Here is a 20,897-nt window from a genome sequence, read left to right on the forward strand (position 1 = left end):
TCTCATGGGGTTACAGCGCCATCATGCCGCGCCACACGCGGCTTGGCCAGCCACTCAGTCGACGTCGAGCAGCGGCGGCAGCGGGCAGTCCAGCGCCTCTGCCAGGGCCCGGAACAGCTCGGCTTCGCGCGCACTGACCCGCCCATCGTGCTCGACGCATCCAGCCAGGGCTGCGAGCAGCTGACGGCGGCCCTCGCCGTTGAGCCGCTGAAGGCGGTCGAGGCTCATGTCGAGCTCGCCGAAGGCGGTCGGACCGGGCACATAGTCGAGGGCCAGCGGTGCCAGTTCCGCCACGCCGGTGGCGAAAGCGCGGCGTGCCTCGTCGTCGTCATCGCTGCCGGCGCGCGCCATGCTCGACAGCAGCACCGCCGCCGGTTCGGCAAGGGCCGAGAGGGCCCGGTCACGGCGCCGGCTGTGGCGCCCTTCAACGCCCTGCACCAGCACTCGATAGAGCGCCCAGTGCAGGGCACCCGGCGCCGCTTCGGCGGCGATCAGCCGTTCCAGGCAGAGCTTGAAGGTGGCGTACTGCGCAGTAGAGAGCTGTTTGAGCAGCGGGATGGCCAGTTCCAGCAGGACCAGCCGCTGGTCGGCGGGCAATTCCGCCAGCGGTGCCTCGAGGGCATCCAGTTCGCGCAGCACGCCGGGGTCGGCAGCGCCATCGAGCAGCTCACGCTGGGCCGCGCGGGTCCTCGGCTCGAGGTGAATCAGCACGCCGTAGGCCACCGCCCGCGCCGCGCCGGGGTCATGGGCGGCCTCAAGCAGGCGTGGGTCGAGGGCGTCCAGGCGCCGGCGCGCATCGTCGAGGTGGGCCTGGTCGAGCTGGCCGATGGTGGCCAGCGCCATGGCCATCAGCTTCTTGGCATCGCGCCCGCGGGATTCGCCGCTGGGCACCGGGCCCGCAGCCGTCTCCTCGCCGCTGTCGCTGCGCTCGGCGCTGCTCGGCAGCTCGCCGTCCCACTGCGGGTCGACGCGGCGGATGCGCTCGTCGAGGGGCGGATGGGTCGCCAGCATGCCGCTGGCGGCGCGAATCCCGCGGCTGAAGTAGAGGTGGCTGAACTCGGCGGCGTTGCTGGCTTCCAGCTGCGAGCCCTGCTGGTGGGCGCCAATCTTCTTCAGCGCACCGCCGATGCCGTTCGGGTCGCGGGTGAACTGCACCGCCGAGGCATCGGCCAGGAACTCGCGCTGACGACTCACCGCGGCCTTGATGATGTTGCCGCACAGGGTGCCGACATAGCCGACGACCATCAGCGCCGCGCCCAGCGCCAGCATCGCCGCCTGGCCGTTGTTGTTGCGGTTGCCGCCGCCGAGCATGCGCCGGCCGGCGGTGCCACGCAGCACCATGTGGCCGACCAGGCCGATCAGCAGCAGGCCGTGGAGCAGCGCCACCAGGCGCAGGTTAAGCCGCATGTCGCCGTTGAAGATATGACTGAACTCGTGGGCCACCACCCCCTGCAGCTCGTCGCGGTCGAGGCGCTCGATGGCGCCGCGGGTGATCCCGACCACCGCATCCTGGGGCGAGTGGCCGGCGGCGAAGGCGTTGATCGCCGGCTCCTCGAGCAGGTAGACCGCCGGCACCGGCGTGCCCGAGGCGATCGCCATCTCCTCGACCACGTTGAGCATGCGCTGTTCGTCGGCGTCACGCACATTGCCGTTGAGCAGCCGCCCGCCCATCGCCTCGGCCACGGCACGGCCGCCGGCGCGCAGCTGCAGATGCTTGAACAGGCTGCCCAGCACCACCAGCGCCAGCACGCCCAGCGCCACGCTGCCCAGCAGGTAGGGGTCGAGGGCGCGTGCCAGCGGCTCGCCGCCGGCCTGCTGCTGGCTGCCCTCGCTGATCGCCATGACCAGCGCCACCGCCAGGGTCGCCATCGCCACCAGCGACACCACGGCGACGATCAGCAGCACCACCAGGCGCCCGGTATTGCGCCGGGCGCGATCCTGGGCGGCAAAGAAGTCCATCGAGCTCGGCGCCGCCATCTAGAACGAAACCTTGGGCGCTTCCTGGATCGCCTCGCTGTCCTCGAACTCGAGCAGCGCGGCATCCTCGCCGTGGCCGAAGGTCCCGGCCAGCAGCACCGTGGGGAAGCGCTGGCGGTAGGTGTTGTACTGCATCACCGCGTCGTTGAAGGCCTGGCGGGCGAAGGCGACACGGTTCTCGGTGCTGGTCAGGGTCTCGCTGAGCTGCTGCATGTTGGCCGAGGCCTTGAGATCGGGATACGCCTCCATCACCACGTTGAGCCGCCCCATCGCCGAGCCCAGCGCACCCTCGGCACTGGACAGCTGGGCCATGGCCTGGGGATCGCCGGGCTTCTCGGCGGCGGCCGCGAGACCGTTCATGGCGCCCTGGCGGGCCTGGACCACCGCCTCCAGGGTGTCACGCTCATGCGACATATAGGCCTTGGCGGTCTCGACCAGGTTGGGGATCAGGTCGTAGCGGCGCTTGAGCTGCACCTCGATCTGGGCGAAAGCGTTCTGGTAGCGATTGCGCAGCGCCACCAGGCTGTTGTAGATGCTGACGCCATAGAAGATCAGCGCCACCACGATCACGAGTAGAACAATGCTGGTAATCGACATAACCGGTCTCTGGTCCGTGGCGCAGTGCGCCGTGAAAATCAACTGCTGCAGATAGAGAGATTACACTACAACAGGGTAGTCTGATGATCAGCACGGTGGCAGCGATCAACGCTCGACGCTTGACCTCGCCGCCGCAAGCCCGCAAATTCTTGGGCTTGCTCCGCCGTGGCACAGGATATCCATGGAAGACTTCTTCAACTGGCTAGGCACCCTGATCGGCGAAACCCTGCGCTGGATCGTCGATCTACTGGTGATTTTCTTCTCCAGCCTGCGCGGCGCCGTCGAGGGTTTCATTGGCGGTCTCAGCGGTGCCATGGGCATCAACCCTACCCTGTTCAGCCTGCTGTTGCTGATCGTCGGCGTGTGGATGCTCTACTGCGCGCTGCGTGCGCTGCTCGCCCGGCGCCTGATCGCCACCCTGGTCTGGGCCTTCCTTGGCCTGGTGGTACTGAGCTGGCTAATCGGCCGCTAGCCTTTTTTGTACGAAAACTGCCTGCGCTCGGCTATTCCGCCAGCGCCTTCTCCACCACCTCGAAGACGTTGGGCGACAGCTCCTCGGCGCGAATCCGCTCCAGCTCGGCCTTCATCAGCGCCTGGCGCTGCTCGTCGAAACGCTGCCAGCGGGTCAGCGGAGTGATGATGCGCGCGGCGATCTCCGGATTGAGGCGATTGAGCTCGATCACCACGTCGGCCAGCAGCCGGTAGCCGGCGCCGTCGATGCGGTGGAAGTTGACGCGGTTCTGTCCGGCGAAGGCACCGATCAATGCGCGTACCCGATTGGGGTTCTTGAGCGAAAACGCCGGATGATCCATCAGGAACGTCACCCGCTCGAGCACGTCGGACTGCGGCCGCGTCACCTGGATGCTGAACCACTGGTCCATCACCAGCGGATCGTGGGCCCACTTCTCGCTGAACAGCCTGAGCGCTGGATCGGCCAGATCGCCGCGTGAGCTGTGGGTCAGCAGGGTCAGTGCGCAGCGCACGTCGGTCATGTTATGGCCGGCGCTGAACTGGCGCTGGGCCAGCTCGATGCCCTCTTCGTCCTCGATGCTCATCAGATACGACAGCGCCACGTTCTTGAGGCTGCGCGCAGCGATCTGCTCGGGCTCAGGCGCATAAGGCGCGTCGCTGGCGTTATCGTGATAGACGCGCAGGAAGTCGTCGCGCAGCGCCATCGCCAGCGACTGCTTGACGAAGGTGCGCGCTGCGTGAATCGCATCGACGTCGACCAGCGGCTGCTGCTCGGCGATATACGCTTCCGAGGGCAGCGTGAGCATCTCGGCGAGCACCGCCTTGTCGTCCGTTTCGGCATGCAGCAGGCCGCGGAAGGCCTCGACCACGCGCACGTCCATGACCTTCTCGACGCCGTTGCGGTGGGCGGCGATCAGGTCATCCAGCGCCAGCAGCGCCAGGCGCTGGCCGGCGTCCCAGCGGTTGAAGCCGTCGGAGTCGTGGGTCAGCAGGAAGGCCAGATCCTCCCGCGAATAGGGGAAGCGCAGCTTGACCGGCGCCGAGAAGCCGCGCAGCAGCGACGGCACCGGTGCCTCGGCGATATCGGTGAAGACGAAGTGCTGCTCATCTTCGCGCAGATGGACCACGGCATCCTTGCCGATCACCTCGCCATCCAGGGTCATGCGTAGATCCTCGCCGGACTTGGTGCCGACCAGGCCCAGGCGGACCGGAATGTGCAGCGGCAGCTTGTCGGGCTGGCCCGGCGTGGCCGGAGTGCGCTGGCGCAAGGTCAGGTGATACTCGGACTTGGCGTAGTCGTACTCGCCGTGGGCGTCGATCTCCGGGGTGCCAGCCTGGGAGTACCAGCGCATGAACTGGCCGAGATCGAGCCCCGAGGCCTCGGCCATGCAGTCGACGAAGTCCTCGATGGTCACCGCCTGGCCGTCGAAGCGCTCGAAGTAGCGATCGCTGCCCTGGCGGAAGGCCTCCCAGCCGACAAGATTGCGCAGCATGCGCACCACCTCGGCACCCTTCTCGTAGATCGTCAGGGTGTAGAAGTTGGTGATTTCGATGTAGTGGTCGGGGCGGATCGGGTGAGCGGTGGGGCCGGCATCCTCGGCAAACTGGGCGGTGCGGAAGAACGCCACGTCCTCGATACGCTTGACCGGCGCCGAGTTGGTGTCGGCCGAGAAGCACTGGTCGCGGAAGACCGTAAAGCCCTCCTTGAGCGAGAGCTGAAACCAGTCGCGGCAGGTCACCCGATTGCCCGACCAGTTATGGAAGTATTCATGGGCGACGATGCCCTCGACGCGCTGGAAGGCCGCGTCGGTGGCGGTCTGCGGGTGGGTCAGCACCGCCGCCGAGTTGAAGATGTTGAGGCCCTTGTTCTCCATCGCCCCCATGTTGAAGTCGTTGACTGCAACGATCATGAACAGGTCGAGGTCGTACTCGCGGCCGTAGGTCTGCTCGTCCCAGGCCATGGCGCGCTTAAGCGACGCCATGGCGTGGTCGGTATTGTCGAGGTTCTCCTCCTCGACCCAGATCTGCAGTACCACCTCGCGCCCGCTCACGGTGGTGAAGCTATCCTCGACCTTCTCCAGATCGCCGGCCACCAGCGCGAACAGGTAGCAGGGCTTGGGGTGAGGGTCTTCCCAGGTCACGAAGTGACGCCCGCCCGGTAGTTCGCCGCGCTCCAGCGGGTTGCCGTTGGAGAGCAGCACCGGCTCGCGCTGGGCGTCGCCGATCAGCGTGGTGGAGAAGGTCGCCATGACGTCGGGGCGGTCGGGGTAGTAGGTGATGCGCCGGAAGCCTTCGGCCTCGCACTGGGTGCAGTACATGCCGTTGGACTGGTAGAGGCCCTCCAGGGCGGTGTTCGCTTCGGGGGCGATCTCCACCTCGGTGTCGAGCAGGAAACGCTCGGGCACCCGATGCACGATCAGCTGGGTGTCGCTGACCCGGTACTCGTCGGGATCGAGGGGCTGGCCGTCGATGGCGATGGCCTTGAGTGACAGCTGCTCGCCGTCGAGGGTCAGCGGCGATTCGGCGGCATCATCACGCTCAGGATGACGCTCCACATGCAGCCGCGCCTTGACCCGAGTGGCCCCGGGGGCGAGGTCGAAGGTCAGTTCGGTGTGGGTGACCCGGTGGGCGGGCGGCTGGTAGTCATGCAGATACGTCGGCTGGGGTGCTGACATCGAGGAAAGCTCCTGATCGGAAATTGCCCCCATTGTACGGCCCAGCGGTTGTCAGACTCAAAGCATCGTCAGACTTCCCGATGACGATGCGCGAGGGACTTCAGCCGCCCCGCCTATGGCGAGAGGTGCCCCGGCGCCGGGCGGGTCACTATCCACAGCGCCAGCAGGCCGAGCCCGGCGACCAGCGTTAGCTTGATGATCGGGCTGGGCACCGTCAGCAGCAGTACCACGACCGAGAAAGCCAGCATCACCACGGCAATGCCCTTGGCACGCCGCGGGATCGCCCGCTCACACTCCCAGGCCACCACCGAGGGGCCGAAGCGCGGATGCTCACGGATCCACTGGGCAAAACGCGGCGAGCCGCGCGAGGCGGCCCATACCGCCAGCAGCATGAAGCAGGTGGTCGGCATCAGCGGCACGAACACGCCGATCACGCCCAACGCAAAACTGCACCAGGCAAGCACCAGATACAGCGCATTGCGCAGTGTGCGCAGCCCTCCGGCGGGGGCGTCCATGCTTGTCGGCAGTGTCACTCACTCTCCTCCCGCAGGGCTACTGCAGATAGGCTCGGAACTGATCCGGCGACAGCCCTGCGAGGAGGCGCTGTGAACCCATCCCTGGGCGCTATCTTGCGCCCTGCAGCGCTCTCGCATCCTGCTTCGCTTGCAGGACCGGTGCTGCGCCATCCATGGCTAGCCCGTTCGGAGCAGTGCTCCTCACCCATGGCGCAAACCTCCTCTTCGGCCTGTCCCCGGCGTCCTTGGTTTAGAGGCAGTTGCGATCACCCTGCTTCCGCCGGGCAGCGCTCGGGTCACAGTCTTGTAACTGCTATCATTGAAGCGCGAACGTCGAGCATTTTGAAATGCCTAGCCCCTATCAGGCGCCTAGCCTGGTTCAATTAGCATCTCTTAGAAAAAAGTGTAGCGTAAGTTCGGCTTGAACAGGTGGTCGTCGATCAGCAGCAGATTAAAGGATTCCGAATGCGTGCCAAGACACGGTTGTTTATCACCACTCTGCTGGCGAGCCTGATGGCGCTACCGGCGGCCGCCGAGGAGGACGCCCGCCCCCATGTGGTTGCCACCACCGGCATGATCGCCGACAGCGTACGCCAGGTGGCCGGCGAGCACGTCGAGGTTCGCGGCCTGATGGGGCCGGGTGTCGACCCGCACCTCTATCGCCAGACGCGCAGTGATATCTCGGCCATGACCCGTGCCGACGCGGTGTTCTGGAACGGCCTCTATCTCGAAGCCCAGCTCGACGGATTTCTCGCCCGTCTGGCCTCGCGCAAGCCGGTGGTCGCGGTCGCCGAGGCGGTGCCCGCCGAGCAGCGTCGTGCCGATGACGAGAGCCCCGACCAGCCCGACCCGCATGTATGGATGGACCCCAACCGCTGGCAGCACGCGGTGGACGCCATCGAGGTCACCCTCAGCGAACTGGCCCCCGAGCACGCCGACGATTTCGCCGCCAACGCCGACGCCTTCAAGCAGGAACTAAGCGCCCTCGACGACTACGCTCGCGAAATACTCGCCAGCGTGCCCGAGGACACGCGGGTACTGGTCACCGCCCACGATGCCTTCGGCTATTTCGGCGACGCCTACGACTTCGAGGTGCTGGGTATCCAGGGCTTCTCCACCGAGAGCGAGGCCGGCCTGTCGCGCATCGAGGAGCTGGTCGCGATGCTGGTCGAGCGCCGCATCGGCGCCATCTTCGTCGAGTCCTCGGTGTCCGAACGCAACGTCCGCGCCCTGGTCGAAGGCGCTGCCGCGCGGGACCATCAGGTGCGTATCGGCGGCGAGCTCTACTCAGATGCCATGGGCCCGCCCGGCAGCTACGAAGGCAGCTACCTGGGCATGCTCGACCACAACATGACCGTGATCGCCCGCGCCCTGGGCGGCGAGGCCCCCGCCGCCGGCCGACTCGGCAGGCTCGCTCAGGCCAACGCAGACAACGAGGACGCCAGGTGAACGCCGCCCTGGACCCGGAGATTGCCGCCAGCCCGCTGGCTGTGCACGGCCTGACCGTCAGCTATGGCCGCAAGCCGGCGGTCTACTCGGTGGATTTCGTCACCCCGCCGGGCAGCATGACCGCGATCATCGGCCCCAACGGCGCTGGCAAGTCGACGCTGCTCAAGGCCGCGCTGGGCATCACCCGGCGCCTGTCCGGCGACGTGCGGGTGTTCGGCAAGCCCTACGCCGAGCAGTCGCGCCACGTGGCCTATGTGCCGCAGCGCTCGAGCGTCGACTGGGACTTCCCGGCCACCGTGCTCGACGTGGTGATGATGGGGCTCTATCGCGACCTGCGCTGGTGGCAGCTGACGCGTCGCCGCCACCGAGAGCAGGCCATGCAGAGCCTGTCGCGGGTCGGCATGGAGGCGTTCGCCGAGCGCCAGATCGGCCAGCTCTCCGGTGGCCAGCAGCAGCGCGTGTTCCTGGCCCGGGCACTGGTCCAGGACGCCGAGCTGATGATTCTCGACGAACCCTTCGCCGGGGTCGACGCGGCCACGGAAAAAGCCATCGTCGAGGTGCTGAAGAGCCTCAAGGCACGCGGCAAGACGCTGCTCTGCGTGCACCATGACCTGGCCACGGTGCGCGACTACTTCGACCACGTGCTGCTGATCAACGTGCGCCGCGTGGCCGCCGGCCGGGTGGATCAGGCGTTCACCTCCGCGGCGCTGCAGGAAGCCTACGGCGGCCGCTTGAGCGACGTCCAGCTGGCGCGCATCATCTGCCCTGCTGCCCATCTCACCCAGCGAGCCTGACCCATGCTGACCACCTGGCTCGAACCCTGGGGCCGCGCGCTGCTCTTCGGCGCCGGCTACAACACCAGCCTGGTGACGCTGGGCGCCATGATCCTCGGCGCCAGCGCCGGCATGATCGGCAGCTTCATCCTGCTGCGCAAGCGCTCGCTGGTCAGCGACGCAGTCAGCCACGCCACCCTGCCCGGCCTGACCCTGGCCTTCATCCTGATGGCCACGCTGTGGGGCGACGGCCGCTGGTTGCCGGGGCTGCTGATCGGCGCTGCGGCGAGTGCCGCCTTCGGCCTGTGGGCGGTGCAGACCATTCGCGACCGCACCCGGCTCGGCGAGGACGCTGCCATCGGCGCCATCCTCTCGACGCTGTTCGGCTTCGGCGTGGTGCTGATCACCGCCATTCAGTCAATGAACGTCGGCGGCCAGGCCGGCCTGACCGGCTACCTGGTCGGCGCCACCGCCGGCATGCTGGCCTCGGAGGCCACCCTGATCACCGCCTGCGCGCTGCTGCTGCTGGTCGCGGTGTTCGTCATGCGCCGCGCCTTCCTGCTGGTGTGCTTCGACGCCGACTACGCCACCACCCGCGGCCTCAACGCTCGGCACATCGATCTCATCATGCTGATGCTGCTGCTGGCAGTAGTGGTCATCGGCCTCAAGGTCACCGGCTTGATCCTGATCGTCGCGCTGACCATCATTCCCCCGGTGACCGGCCGCTTCTGGACCGATCGACCGCTGCGCATGGTGGCCATCGCCGCGCTGTGCGGCGCCCTGGCCGGCTATCTCGGCGTGACCCTGTCGAGCGTGCGCAGCGGGCTGCCCACCGGGCCGCTGATCGTGCTGGCCGCCTTCCTGCTGTTCGCCGTGTCGCTGCTGTTCTCGCCGCGGCGCGGCATCGTCGCCACCCTGGCCGCCCACCAGCGCTTCAAGCGCCGCGTGCACCTGCGCCAGGGGCTGCTGGCGCTGGCCCGCGACGACGCCATCTACGACGACCTGACGCTGCGCGTGCTGCGCCGCCGCGGCTATATCCGTCGCGACGGCGTGGCCACACCGCTCGGCGCGAGCGCGGCCCGCGATGCCGAGCACGAGGAGCGGCTGTGGGCGCTATACCGCAACCGCTACCCTGATGAAGCCGCCCAGCTCGACCACCAGGGGCTGGTGCCGATCAACAGCGCCCTGCCGCCGGACACGGTGATCACCCTGGAGAGCGACCTGCAGCGCATCCCCGGGAGCGTGCAATGAGCGATTTCGTGATGCTCAGCCTGGTGCCGATGACCATTGCCGCCATCACCTGCATGAGCTGTGCGCTGCTCGGCAACTTCCTGGTACTGCGCCGCCAGAGCCTGATCGGCGACGCCATCAGCCACGTGGCGCTGCCCGGCATCGTCGCCAGCTTCCTGATCACGGGCACGCTGGCCGCCTCGGCGATGATGATCGGTGCCGGGGTCGCGGCGCTGATCACGGTGGTGATGATCGAACTGATCAAGCGGCTGGGTCAGGTCGAGGCCAGCGCGGCGATGGGCGTGGCGTTCACGGCAATCTTCGCCCTCGGCGTACTGATGCTCGAGTGGCACGGCGCCAGCGGCGTGCACCTCGACGTCGAGCACGCCCTGTACGGCAACCTCGAGAGCCTGATCTGGTTCGAGGGCCTCGGCTGGCACTCGCTGTTCGACCGCCAGGCGCTGGCCGACCTGCCCCCGCAGCTGGCGCGGGTCAGCTGGGTGGCGCTGCTGGTGGTAGTGTTCCTGATCGTGTTCCGGCGTGCGCTGGTGATCGGCAGCTTCGACGCCGAGTTCGCTGCCAGCATCAAGGCGCGCCCGGCCGTCGTCGACCTGCTGCTGGTAGTGATGGTGGCCATCACCGCGATTGCCGCCTTCGAGGCCGCCGGCTCGATCATCGTCATCGCCATGTTCATCTGCCCCGCTGCCAGCGCCCGGCTGCTGACCAACCACCTCGGCCAGCAGATCGCCTGGAGCCAGGTCCTGGCACTCATCTCGGCGCTGCTCGGCTATGTGCTGGCCGGCTACGGCCCGGGCTGGTTCGGCCTCGACATGTCGCTGAGCGCCGCGGGCATGATCGCGACGGTATCGGGACTGATCCTGCTGCTGGCCTGCCTGTTCGGCCCCTATCGCCAGCGCGACGCCGCCGCCCGCGCCTGAGCCACCCCCGGCCCTGGCCATCGCTGCCCAGCATTGCCGGATGGCGAATGGTGCATTTGCCGTTCACCGGCTGTCGCGGCGCCGCCATCCGCGTAGCCTGGCTGTCTGGTTTGCCCTACTGCACCGGAGGCCGACATGGTCCAGTCACTGTTTATCTCCCACGGTTCCCCATCGCTGGTCATCAGCGACCACCCGGCGAGGGCCTTCCTCGTCGCGCTCGGCCCGCGGCTGCCGCGTCCGCGGGGCGCGCTGGTCATCTCGGCCCACTTCGAGACGCCCGGGGTGACCCTCGGCAGCGCCGCGGCGCCGGCCACCCTGCACGACTTCTACGGCTTTCCCGACTCGCTCTACCGGATGCGCTACCCGGCCCCGGGCATGCCCGACACCGCGCGGCAGCTGGCAGACACCCTGCAGGGCCACGGCATCGCGGCCAGCCTCGACCCCGAGCGCCCCCTCGACCACGGCATCTGGTCGCCGCTGTCGCTGGTCTGGCCCGAGGCCGAGGTGCCACTGCTGCCGGTCAGCGTGCCCATGGCCATGACCGCCCAGCAGCAGCTTGAGGTCGCGCGCCGGCTCGGCGAGTTCGCGGATACCCACGGACTGTGGCTGATCGGCTCCGGCGCGGCCACCCACAACCTCGGCGACCGCCGGCCGGAGGGCTCGCCGCCGGACGCCTGGGCGCTGGCCTTTCACGACTGGGCCAGCGAGGTGGCCGAGCGCGGCGACCTGGCGGCCCTCGCCGACTGGCAGCGCCAGGCGCCCGCCGCGCTCCATGCCCACCCCAGCCCCGAGCACTTCCTGCCGCTGCTGATGGTGGTCGGCGCCATGCAGGGCGAGCCGCTACGCGCGCTGCACCAGAGCTTCAGCTTCGGCAACCTCAGCATGCTGACCCTGGCCAGTCAGGCACTGGCAGATCAGTGGTCGGCTAGCGCCTGAGGAAAACCAAAAAAAGGCGGCCCTAGCGGGCCGCCTCAAGCGGTTCAGTCAGAGCGCCTGACCGAGAGAGACAATCGCGTAGCCGGTTAGATCTCGAAGCCCAGGCCGAAGTCGTCGGCGGAGATCGCCATCAGCGAGCCGGCGCCGGCCTGCACCATGGCGGCATGGGCGCGGGTGCGCGGCAGCAGGCGCTGATAGTAGAAGCGCGCGGTGTCGAGCTTGGTCCGGTAGAAGGCGCCCTCGTCGCCATCCTGGGCAGCGCTGGCCTGCTTGGCGGCGCGGGCGAACAGGTAGGCGAGGGTCACGTAGCCCGAGTACATCAGGTAGTCGACGCTGGCGGCACCGACTTCCTCGCGGTCCTGCATCGCCTTCATGCCCACGCCCATGGTCAGCTCGCCCCACTCGGCGTTGAGCTTGGCCAGCGGCTTGATGAATTCGGCCAGCGCCGGGTTATCGGCTTCGGCCTGGCAGAACTTGTGGATCTCCTTGGTGAACACCTTGAGCGTCTCACCCTGGCTCATCAGCACCTTGCGGCCCAGCAGGTCGAGGGCCTGGATGCCGGTGGTGCCCTCGTAGAGGCGGGTGATACGCGCATCGCGTACCAGCTGCTCCATGCCCCACTCCTGGATGAAGCCGTGGCCGCCGAACACCTGCACGCCCTCGTTGGTGGCCTCGAAGCCGACCTCGGTGAGGAACGCCTTGACGATCGGGGTCAACAGGCCCAGCAGGATCTCGGCGCGCTCGCGTTCGGCGGCGTCCTGGCCGTGCTCGACCACGTCGACCATCTGCGCGGTGTACAGCACCAGCATCCGGCCGCCTTCGGCGAAGGCCTTCTGGGTCAGCAGCATGCGCCGCACGTCGGGGTGGACAATGATCGGGTCGGCGGCCTTCTCCGGCGCCTTGGGGCCGGACAGCGCGCGCATCTGCAGGCGGTCGCGGGCATAGCCAAGTGAATTCTGGAAGCTCGCCTCGATCAGGCCCAGGCCCTGGATGCCGACCCCGATACGCGCCACGTTCATCATCGTGAACATGCACGCCAGGCCCTTGTTGGGCGCGCCGACCAGGTAGCCCTTGGCGGCGTCGAAGTTCATCACGCAGGTGGCGTTGCCGTGGATGCCCATCTTGTGCTCCAGCGAGCCGCACACCACGCCGTTGCGTTCACCGGGCTCGCCCGCCTCGTTGGGTAGATACTTCGGTACCACGAACAGCGAGATGCCCTTGGAACCCTCCGGGGCATCGGGCAGCTTGGCCAGCACCAGGTGGACGATATTCTCGGCCAGGTCGTGGTCGCCGGCGGAGATGAAGATCTTGGTGCCGGTAATCTCATAGCCGCCGTCATCGGTGGGCACCGCGCGGGTCTTGATCAGCCCCAGGTCGGTACCGCAGTGCGGCTCGGTAAGGCACATGGTGCCGGTCCACACGCCCTCGACCAGCTTGGTCAGGTAGGTGGCCTTCTGCGCATCGCTGCCGTGGTGGCGCAGCGCATCGGCGGCGCCGTGGGAGAGCCCCGGGTACATGCCCCAGGCCAGGTTGGTGGCGCAGATCATCTCGGAGAGCACCATGCCCAGCGAGTGCGGCAACCCCTGGCCGCCGAACTCGGGCTCGGCGGAGAGGCTCGGCCAACCGCCTTCGACGTACTGCTGGTAGGCCTGCTTGAAGCCCTTGGGCGCCTTGACGTCGCCGCCCTCCAGCAGGCAGCCCTCTCGGTCGCCGCTCTGGTTGAGCGGCAGCAGCACCTCGCGGGAGAAACGCGCGCCCTCCTCGAGGATCGCCGCGACCACGTCCGGCGAGGCGTCGTCGCCTCCCGGCAGCGCAGCGTAGTGGCTGGGGAAGTCGAACATCTCGTCCATCACGAAGCGCAGGTCGCGCAGCGGGGCCTGATAGTCGGGCATCTTGCAATCTCCTCACGTCGGGCGCAGAAAGCACCGGCGGCGCTTTCAAACATGCGTTTGAAATTAGCGCCCGAGCCACTCGGAGTCAAGCGTTCGTTTGATGATTGGCCTACCACCTTGGTGGTAGTCGGGACTCGCCCCGGCGGGGTCAGGAGGCGGGGCTGAGCACCATGTTGGCCAGCTCATCCGCCAGCTGGGCAGTGTTCATCGGCCCCTCGGGGTCGTACCAGCGCGCCGTCCAGTTAAGCGCGCCCAGGGCGAAGCGGGTGACGGTCGCCGGGTCGCCGTGTACCAGCCCCACCTCGCGGGCGTCGACGATGACCTGATGCCATAGCGCCTCGTAGGCGTCACGCAGGTGGGTGAGGTGCTCGCGGTCCTCGTCGTTGAGGCGCCGCCACTCATAGAGCGCCACGCCGTGGGCATGGCGATCGTCGTGCAGGGTCTCGAGGTGAACCCGGGCCAGCGCCACCAGCCGCGCACGGGGCGTCGGCGCGGCTTCGGCCATGGCCCGGCGGGCGCTGACCAGGGCGTTACGGGTACTCTCCTCGATCACCGCACAGAGAATCTCCTGCTTGTCGGCGAAGTGGTGGAACAGGCTGCCCGACTTGATGCCCATCTCCTCGGCCAGCATGCGCACCGTGGTGCGGTCGAAGCCTTGCTGCATGAACAGCCGCGCGGCGATTTGGATCAGCTGCTGGCGGCGGGGCGAGTCGGTCGCTACATTCATCGCATTTACACTAGCGCTTGCTTGGTTATGCTGGAGCAAAGCATAGCCCCGCACGACGGGTCAATTGTCACCGCCTTCGAGGAGACCTCCATGGCAGCATCCAACGATATCGTGATTCTTTCCGCCGCCCGCACCCCGATGGGCGGCATGCTGGGCAGCCTGTCGAGCCTCACCGCTCCCGAACTCGCCGCGGTGGCGATCCGTGCCGCCATCGAGCGTGCCGGCATCGAACCCGACGAGATCGACGAGGGCTTTCTCGGCTGCGTGCTGCCCGGCGGGGTCAAGCAGGGCCCGGCGCGCCAGGCGATGCGCCAGGCCGGGATTCCCGACCAGATCGGTGCCACCACCATCAACAAGCTGTGTGGCTCGGGCATGAAGGCCGTGATGCTGGCTCACGACCTGATCCGCGCCGGCAGCGGAGAGCTGATCCTGGCCGGCGGCATGGAGTCGATGTCCAACGCCCCGCATCTCCTGACCAAGGCGCGCAGCGGCTATCGCCTGGGCCACGGCGAGCTCAAGGACCATATGTTCCACGACGGCCTCGAGGACGCCGAGACCGGCCAGCTGATGGGCGCCTTCGCCCAGCAGGTCGCCGACCAGCGCGGCTACGGCCGCGAGCGCATGGACGACTTCGCCATCGCCTCGCTGGAGCGCGCCATGGCCGCCCATGAGGCCGGCCACCTGACCGCCGAAATGGCCCCGGTGACGGTCACCTCGCGCAGCGGCGAGACGCTGGTGGCGCACGACGAGCAGCCGTTCCAGGCCAAGCTCGACAAGATCCGCAGCATGCGCCCGGCGTTTGCCAAGGACGGCACCATCACCGCCGCCAACGCCAGCTCGATCTCCGACGGCGCCTCGGCGGTGATCGTCGCCAGCCGCGCCGCGGCCCAGGCCCACGGCCTGACGCCGATTGCCCGAGTGCTCGGTCACAGCACTTTTTCGCGCCATCCCAGCGAGTTCACCATCGCCCCGGTGGGCGCCATCGCCGCGCTGCTCGAACGCCTCGACTGGACGGTGGAGGACGTCGACCTGTTCGAGGTCAACGAGGCCTTCGCCGTGGTCACCCTGATGGCCATGGACGACCTCGAGATCCCTCACGCCAAGGTCAACATCTTCGGCGGCGCCTGCGCCCAGGGCCACCCGGTGGGTTCTACCGGCTCGCGAATCATCGCCACCCTGATCAACGCCCTGCGCGTCACCGGCGGCAAGCGCGGCGTTGCCAGCCTGTGCATCGGCGGCGGCGAGGCTACCGCCATCGCCGTGGAGCTGGCCGACTAACCCCTTCCTGACTACCCGCGGCGCCCTCCTCCGAGGGCGCCCGTTCCGCTCTCCCACCTTGCCCCTCGCCCATGCGATGGACGCCTTATATACGCTTGAGCATATATGGTATTGCGCATATCATGGCGGCATCGTTTCTCCGCCAGGAGCCAGGCCATGAGCGCACACCAGGACACCCAAGCACCCAGCGTCTCCGAAGGCATGGGCCTGTTCGAGCGCTTCCTTTCGCTGTGGGTGGCACTTGCCATCGTCGCCGGCATCCTGCTCGGCCAGTTCGCCCCCGCCATTCCCGAGGCGCTGTCGCGCTTCGAGGTTGCACAGGTCTCCATTCCGGTGGCGATACTGATCTGGGCGATGATCTTTCCCATGATGCTGCAGATCGACTTCACCTCGGTCCTCGGCGTGCGCCGCCAGCCCAAGGGACTGGTCATCACCACCTCGGTGAACTGGCTGATCAAGCCGTTCAGCATGTTCGCCATCGCCTGGTTCTTCCTGATGGTGGTATTCGCCCCGCTGATCCCCGCGGAGCGCGCCAGTGAGTACCTGGCCGGCGCCATCCTGCTGGGCGCCGCGCCGTGTACCGCCATGGTCTTCGTCTGGAGCTACCTGACCCGAGGCGACGCCGCCTATACCCTGGTGCAGGTGGCGGTCAACGACCTGATCATGCTGTTCGCCTTCGCTCCCATCGTGGTCTTCCTGCTCGGCATATCGAATATCCAGGTGCCCTGGGACACGGTCATTCTGTCGGTGGTGCTGTATATCGTCATCCCGCTGACGGCCGGCTACCTGACCCGCCAGGCGCTGATCAAGCGGCGCGGCAGCGAGTGGTTCGACAGCGTCTTTATGAAACGTATTGGCCCAGTGACGCCGGTGGGATTAATTATCACCCTGGTGCTGCTGTTCGCCTTCCAGGGCGACGTGATCATCGCCAACCCGCTGCATATCGTGCTCATCGCCATCCCGCTGATCATCCAGACCGTGCTGATCTTCTTCATTGCCTACGGCTGGGCCAAGGCGTGGAAGGTGCCCCACAACGTGGCCGCCCCTGGGGCGATGATCGGCGCCAGCAACTTCTTCGAGCTGGCCGTGGCGGCGGCCATCGCGCTGTTCGGGCTGCAGTCGGGGGCGGCGCTGGCCACGGTGGTAGGCGTGCTGGTGGAGGTGCCGCTGATGCTGGCCCTGGTGCGCATCGCCAACAAGACCCGACACCACTTCCCGACGGCCGACACCCGCGCCGCACAGACCTGAAGCCAGGCCCTCCGTTCGACACGTTGAACCACCGCACTTGGCCCGGGCGACAACAGCTTCTAGTCTCGGTAGACGTTCCCTTGCCTGGCCCCGACATGCACCCGCAACGCGCCCGACTGCACAATGAGCTCCACGCCCGGCCCTCGATCTACTTCGAGGATCCGGCGCATCTCCACCACTACGCCTTTCTCGACGAGGACGGCATCGCCGCGGACATTCTCGAGCGGATCGCCGAGGTGGCAGGCAAGACCCCCGACATCGAGGCCGCCCAGGAGATTCTCGATCTCGGCGACCAGACCCTGAAATGGGAGCGCCATACCGAGTTTTTCACCCTCACGCTGCTGGTCCCGCGACCCGAGCGCGGCGAGCAGTGGCCATCACCCCCGCCGCTGCTCGCCGACATCGTCGCCAAGCACAGCCGGGCGCTGATCAATGCCAGCCTGATCCTGGTCGAGGCCGAAGCCACCTGGGGCGGCGACGCCGAGGCCTACGGCTTCCGCGACCCCGCCGGCTCGAGCCTAGGCGATGGCGGGGCCACCGTGTGGAGCGATTTCCGACTCACCGCGGCAGGCGTGAACCGGCTACTGCTGATCAACCGCGGCCTGAATGCCTTCCGCCTTGGGCGCATGACCCGACGACTGCTGGAGATCGAGACCTATCGCATGATGGCGTCGCTGGCCCTGCCGGTGGCCAAGCAGATGAGCCTCGAGCTGCACGATTACGAGCTCGAGCTCGGCGCACTCTCGCAGCGTAATACCGAGGACAAGGAGACCAGCTACCGGCCGCTGCTGGCGGCGATCTCCGCGCTCTCGGCACGCCTCGAGCATAGCGGCGCCCGCTCGCGGCAGCGCTTCAGCGCCACCGAGGCCTATGCGCGGATCGTCTTCACACGCATCGAGGAGCTGCGCGAGGAGCGCTTGGGCGACCGTCCACGCCTGGGAACCTTCATCCTGAGGCGCTTCCGGCCGACGGTGCACTACTGCGCCGCGATCAACCAGCGCCAGCAAGACCTGGCCCAAAGCGTGGCGCGACTCAACGATCTGCTGCGGACCCGCGCGCAGGTCGAGATCGAGGAGCAGAACTCCGCGATCCTGCACAGCCTCAATGAGCGCACCAGCAGTCAGTTAAAGATCCAGAAGGCGGTCGAAGGGCTGTCGATCATCGTCATCAGCTACTACCTCTTCAGCCTGTTCAAGCTGGGGCTGCAAAGCCTCGATGCCCTGGGGATGGTCATCGAGCCGATCGTCGCCGCTGCGGTGCTGGCCCCCTTGGGGGTGGGGATCATCGGCCTGCTGGCCTGGCGCATACAGCGCGTCAAGAATCACTGACCGCTAAGGCGAGTGTTGATGCGCGAGCGAATGGAGCGCCACCAGGCCTGGATCTACCTTGCCTTCATCCTGGCCGGGTTGGCACTGGGGCTGTGGCAACCGTCACTGGCGGCGATGCTCGAGCTACTGCTGTGGCCACTGCTCGGTACGCTGCTGTATGCCACCTTTACACAGATCCCACTGCTGCAGGTTCGCCGTGGTGTAAGGGATTGGCGCTTTATGGCCGCGCTGCTGCTGGGTAACTTCGTGCTAATTCCGCTGCTGGTGGGCGTGGCCACAAGCCTGCTGCCGCTATCACCGGCGGTGCAGGCAGGCATCCTGCTGGTGCTGTTGGTGCCCTGTACCGACTGGTTCATCAGTTTCACCCACCTCGGCAAGGGTGACGCGGGTCGCGCCCTTGCCGCAGCACCACTACTGCTATTGGGGCAGATCGTCTCGCTACCCGCCTACCTGTGGCTATTTCTCGGTCCGGGGTGGTTCCAAATGGTGCTCAGCACCCAGCTGCTCGGCGCCTTCGCCGGCCTTATCCTCACCCCGCTGACCCTGGCCTGGCTGACCGAGCGCCTGGCCAAACGCCGGGCCGGTGCCAAGCGCCTGGTAGAGGGGCTCGGCGCGCTGCCGGTCCCGTTGTTGGCGCTAGTGGTGCTGGCGATCGCCGCCTCTCAGGTGACAGGCCTAGGTGGCCTGAGCAGCATCCTGCTGCAGGTGCTGGCGATCTTTATCGCCTACCTGCTGTTCGCCGCCCTGCTCGGCAAGCTGCTGGGACGTGGGTTCGGCCTGGCCCCGGGGGCGACACGTACCCTGACCTTCAGCTTCGGCACCCGCAACTCCTTCGTGGTACTGCCCATTGCCCTGGCCCTGCCCGAGGCGTGGCAGGCCGCCGTGGTGGTGATCGTCTTCCAGTCGCTGGTCGAGCTGTTCGGCATGGTCGCCTATCTGCGCTGGGTGCCGGGGCGGCTGATTCCTTCACCGACCGAAGCCTAGCCTCAGCACAGCGCCGCGCGTCGCTCGGGGCGGTTGCCCATCGCCGCCAGCCGCGCCAATCGCGCCTCAAGGCGCTGCTGGTCGCCCGCGGCGGCGGCGCTCAGGACGTCCAGCGCCCAGGACGGCAGCGTCGGCGCCAGCCGGTAGTAGACCCACTGGCCGTCGCGCCGGTCGACCACCAGGCCACAGCCGCGCAGCTGGGCCAGGTGCCGCGACACCTTGGGCTGCGACTCCTCGAGCACGTGGGTCATCTCGCACACGCACAGCTCGCCCTCCTCGCGGATCAGCAGCATCAGCATCAGACGGGTGTCGTCGGCCAGGCATTTGAACAGGCGTAGCGGTTGCACGGGGCCTCTCTTGATTATTTCTATGATATTGACGCATTCAACTTGATGGTCCTGATCGGCAGGGCTATCGCAGATAGGCAGCACCGCTCGGAACTGATCCGTCGACAGGCCTGCGAGGAGGCGCTGTAAACCCTTCACTGGGCGCTACCTTGCGCCCTGCTGCGCTCTCGCATCCTGCTCCGCTTGCAGGACCAGTGCTGGCCATCCATGGCCAGCCCGTTCAGAGCAGTGCTCCTCACCCATGGCGCAAACCTACTCTTCGACCTGTCCCCGGCGTCCCTCGCTGCGGTAACCCTACCCTAATCGGCGACCGCGGTATCGGCCTGGCGCGGCAGCGCCAGGGCCATCAAGGCGCTGGCGGCGACCAGCGCCGCCGCTACCCACAGGCAGGCGCTGAGGCCGTGGGCCATGTATAGCCAGCCGGAGAGCAGCGTGCCGATCAGCCGGCCCATGGCATTGGCCATATAGTAGAAGCCGACGTCCATCGACACGCCGTCGGCACGCGCATAGTGCACGATCAGATAGCTGTGCCAGCTGGAGTTGATGGCAAACAGTACCCCAAAGGCCAGCAACCCCGCCACTAGCCAGCCCACCGCGGTCAGCGGCAGCAGTGCCAGGGCCACGCCAAGCAGCGCCAGGGCCGCGGCCCAGCCGGCAGTGATCAGCCGCGCCTCGCCGCTCATCAGCCGGGTCAGCCTGGGCGCCTGGGTCTGCACCCCACCGTAGCCGATCACCCACAGCGCCAGCAGCCCGCCCACGGTCCACTGGCTCCAGCCGTGCTGGTCGTAGAGGAACACCGGCAGCGCCACCACGAACCACACATCACGGGAGGCGAACAGGCACAGCCGCGCTGCCGACAGCACATTGACCGCCCGCGACTTGGAGAACACCTCGGAGAACTTGGGCTTGGCCTTCTGACGGCCGAGGTCGGCGCGCAGCCGCCACAGCGACAGCCCCAGCACCCCGCTGAGCATCAACGCCATGGCCAGCACCGCGCCCTGAAAGCCAACCAACGTCAGCAGCAGCCCGCCGAGAAAGAACCCCAGCCCCTTGAGGGCATTCTTGGAGCCGGTGAGCATCGCCACCCAGCGGTAGAGCGCGCTGCCGGCGCTGGCGCTCTCCTTGGGCACCAGCACCTTGACCGCGCTCTTGGCGCTCATCTTGTTGAGGTCCTTGGCAATCCCCGACAGCGCCTGGGCGGCCATCACCCATACCACCGTGAGCATGCCGGCCGGCACCAGCAGCATCGCCAGGGCGACGATCTGCAGGCCGAGCCCGACGTTCATGGTGCGGTTGAGCCCCAGCCGCGCGCCGAGCCAGCCGCCCACCAGGTTGGTGACCACGCCGAACGCCTCGTAGAACAGGAACAGCATGGCCACTTCCAGCGGCGAGTAGCCCAGCTGGCTGAAGTAGAGCACCACCAGCATGCGCAGCGCGCCGTCGGTGAGGGTGAAGGCCCAGTAGTTGCCGGTGATCAGCAGGTACTGGCGCACCTCGAAGGGCAGCTGCCTGACCCTCGCCAGCAGCGACAT

At 67.4% G+C, this 20,897-nt stretch carries 18 protein-coding genes; 10 read left to right on the plus strand and 8 right to left on the minus strand.

Going from position 1 to position 20,897, the window contains the following annotated elements; translation table 11 throughout:
- Nucleotides 1–54 precede the first annotated feature (54 nt).
- Nucleotides 55–1,977, minus strand: coding sequence for a M48 family metallopeptidase (locus QC821_RS06010; RefSeq protein WP_309718341.1), 1,923 nt, complete (start codon nucleotides 1,975–1,977; stop codon nucleotides 55–57).
- Nucleotides 1,978–2,574 carry a LemA family protein gene (locus QC821_RS06015; protein WP_309718343.1) on the minus strand — a complete coding sequence of 199 codons (597 nt, stop codon included), beginning with the start codon at nucleotides 2,572–2,574 and terminating at the stop codon, nucleotides 1,978–1,980.
- Between the two features lie 181 nt (nucleotides 2,575–2,755).
- Here QC821_RS06015 and QC821_RS06020 point away from each other — a divergent pair, with 181 nt between their 5' ends.
- Nucleotides 2,756–3,046: a hypothetical protein gene (locus QC821_RS06020; protein WP_309718346.1), complete on the plus strand. Its 291-nt coding sequence runs from the start codon at nucleotides 2,756–2,758 to the stop codon at nucleotides 3,044–3,046.
- 31 nt (nucleotides 3,047–3,077) lie between these two features.
- On the opposite strand, the gene pepN is transcribed toward QC821_RS06020, so the two are convergent.
- Both pepN and QC821_RS06030 read right to left on the minus strand, forming a co-directional pair.
- Nucleotides 3,078–5,720 carry an aminopeptidase N gene (gene pepN / locus QC821_RS06025; RefSeq protein WP_309718349.1) on the minus strand — a complete coding sequence of 881 codons (2,643 nt, stop codon included), beginning with the start codon at nucleotides 5,718–5,720 and terminating at the stop codon, nucleotides 3,078–3,080.
- A gap of 113 nt (nucleotides 5,721–5,833) precedes the next feature.
- Nucleotides 5,834–6,253 (minus strand): YbaN family protein, encoded by a 420-nt coding sequence (locus QC821_RS06030; protein WP_309718352.1) that lies wholly within the window; start codon nucleotides 6,251–6,253, stop codon nucleotides 5,834–5,836.
- 447 nt (nucleotides 6,254–6,700) lie between these two features.
- On the opposite strand from QC821_RS06030, the gene QC821_RS06035 reads away from it, so the two are divergent.
- From QC821_RS06035 to QC821_RS06055, 5 genes are all read left to right on the plus strand, one after another.
- The gene (locus QC821_RS06035) at nucleotides 6,701–7,684 is read left to right on the plus strand and encodes a metal ABC transporter solute-binding protein, Zn/Mn family (protein WP_309718355.1); all 984 of its coding nucleotides are present in this window, start codon (nucleotides 6,701–6,703) and stop codon (nucleotides 7,682–7,684) included.
- The gene (locus QC821_RS06040; protein ID WP_309718358.1) at nucleotides 7,681–8,478 is read left to right on the plus strand and encodes a metal ABC transporter ATP-binding protein; all 798 of its coding nucleotides are present in this window, start codon (nucleotides 7,681–7,683) and stop codon (nucleotides 8,476–8,478) included. Before QC821_RS06035 ends, QC821_RS06040 begins: the two co-directional genes overlap by 4 nt.
- A gap of 3 nt (nucleotides 8,479–8,481) precedes the next feature.
- Nucleotides 8,482–9,708 (plus strand): metal ABC transporter permease, encoded by a 1,227-nt coding sequence (locus QC821_RS06045; RefSeq protein WP_095619613.1) that lies wholly within the window; start codon nucleotides 8,482–8,484, stop codon nucleotides 9,706–9,708.
- Complete coding sequence (locus QC821_RS06050) at nucleotides 9,705–10,625, plus strand: metal ABC transporter permease (protein WP_309718364.1); 921 nt, start codon at nucleotides 9,705–9,707, stop codon at nucleotides 10,623–10,625. The genes QC821_RS06045 and QC821_RS06050 overlap by 4 nt, the downstream gene beginning before the upstream one ends.
- 135 nt (nucleotides 10,626–10,760) lie before the next feature.
- Nucleotides 10,761–11,561 carry a DODA-type extradiol aromatic ring-opening family dioxygenase gene (locus tag QC821_RS06055; RefSeq protein ID WP_309718367.1) on the plus strand — a complete coding sequence of 267 codons (801 nt, stop codon included), beginning with the start codon at nucleotides 10,761–10,763 and terminating at the stop codon, nucleotides 11,559–11,561.
- An 86-nt stretch (nucleotides 11,562–11,647) separates the two neighbouring features.
- Here QC821_RS06055 and QC821_RS06060 read toward each other — a convergent pair whose 3' ends face one another.
- Nucleotides 11,648–13,453 (minus strand): acyl-CoA dehydrogenase C-terminal domain-containing protein, encoded by a 1,806-nt coding sequence (locus QC821_RS06060; protein WP_309718370.1) that lies wholly within the window; start codon nucleotides 13,451–13,453, stop codon nucleotides 11,648–11,650.
- Nucleotides 13,454–13,601: 148 nt separating this feature from the next.
- Nucleotides 13,602–14,180: a TetR/AcrR family transcriptional regulator gene (locus QC821_RS06065; protein ID WP_309718373.1), complete on the minus strand. Its 579-nt coding sequence runs from the start codon at nucleotides 14,178–14,180 to the stop codon at nucleotides 13,602–13,604.
- Between the two features lie 90 nt (nucleotides 14,181–14,270).
- Here QC821_RS06065 and QC821_RS06070 point away from each other — a divergent pair, with 90 nt between their 5' ends.
- The 4 genes from QC821_RS06070 to QC821_RS06085 all read left to right on the plus strand — a co-directional run bounded on the left by QC821_RS06070 (nucleotide 14,271) and on the right by QC821_RS06085 (nucleotide 19,018).
- Nucleotides 14,271–15,458 carry a thiolase family protein gene (locus QC821_RS06070; protein ID WP_309718375.1) on the plus strand — a complete coding sequence of 396 codons (1,188 nt, stop codon included), beginning with the start codon at nucleotides 14,271–14,273 and terminating at the stop codon, nucleotides 15,456–15,458.
- A gap of 156 nt (nucleotides 15,459–15,614) precedes the next feature.
- On the plus strand, nucleotides 15,615–16,706 hold the full coding sequence (arsB, locus tag QC821_RS06075; RefSeq protein ID WP_309718377.1) for an ACR3 family arsenite efflux transporter: 1,092 nt from the start codon (nucleotides 15,615–15,617) through the stop codon (nucleotides 16,704–16,706).
- 95 nt (nucleotides 16,707–16,801) lie between these two features.
- Nucleotides 16,802–18,034, plus strand: coding sequence for a DUF3422 domain-containing protein (locus QC821_RS06080; protein ID WP_309718380.1), 1,233 nt, complete (start codon nucleotides 16,802–16,804; stop codon nucleotides 18,032–18,034).
- Between the two features lie 18 nt (nucleotides 18,035–18,052).
- On the plus strand, nucleotides 18,053–19,018 hold the full coding sequence (locus QC821_RS06085; RefSeq protein WP_309718383.1) for an arsenic resistance protein: 966 nt from the start codon (nucleotides 18,053–18,055) through the stop codon (nucleotides 19,016–19,018).
- Between the two features lie 2 nt (nucleotides 19,019–19,020).
- Here QC821_RS06085 and QC821_RS06090 read toward each other — a convergent pair whose 3' ends face one another.
- On the minus strand, nucleotides 19,021–19,365 hold the full coding sequence (locus QC821_RS06090) for a metalloregulator ArsR/SmtB family transcription factor (protein ID WP_309718385.1): 345 nt from the start codon (nucleotides 19,363–19,365) through the stop codon (nucleotides 19,021–19,023).
- A 299-nt stretch (nucleotides 19,366–19,664) separates the two neighbouring features.
- A complete protein-coding gene (arsJ, locus tag QC821_RS06095; RefSeq protein ID WP_309719090.1) occupies nucleotides 19,665–20,897 on the minus strand; it encodes an organoarsenical effux MFS transporter ArsJ in 1,233 nt (410 codons plus the stop codon).

It is taken from the genome of Franzmannia qiaohouensis (genome assembly GCF_031451695.1).
GTDB lineage: Bacteria > Pseudomonadota > Gammaproteobacteria > Pseudomonadales > Halomonadaceae > Franzmannia > Franzmannia qiaohouensis.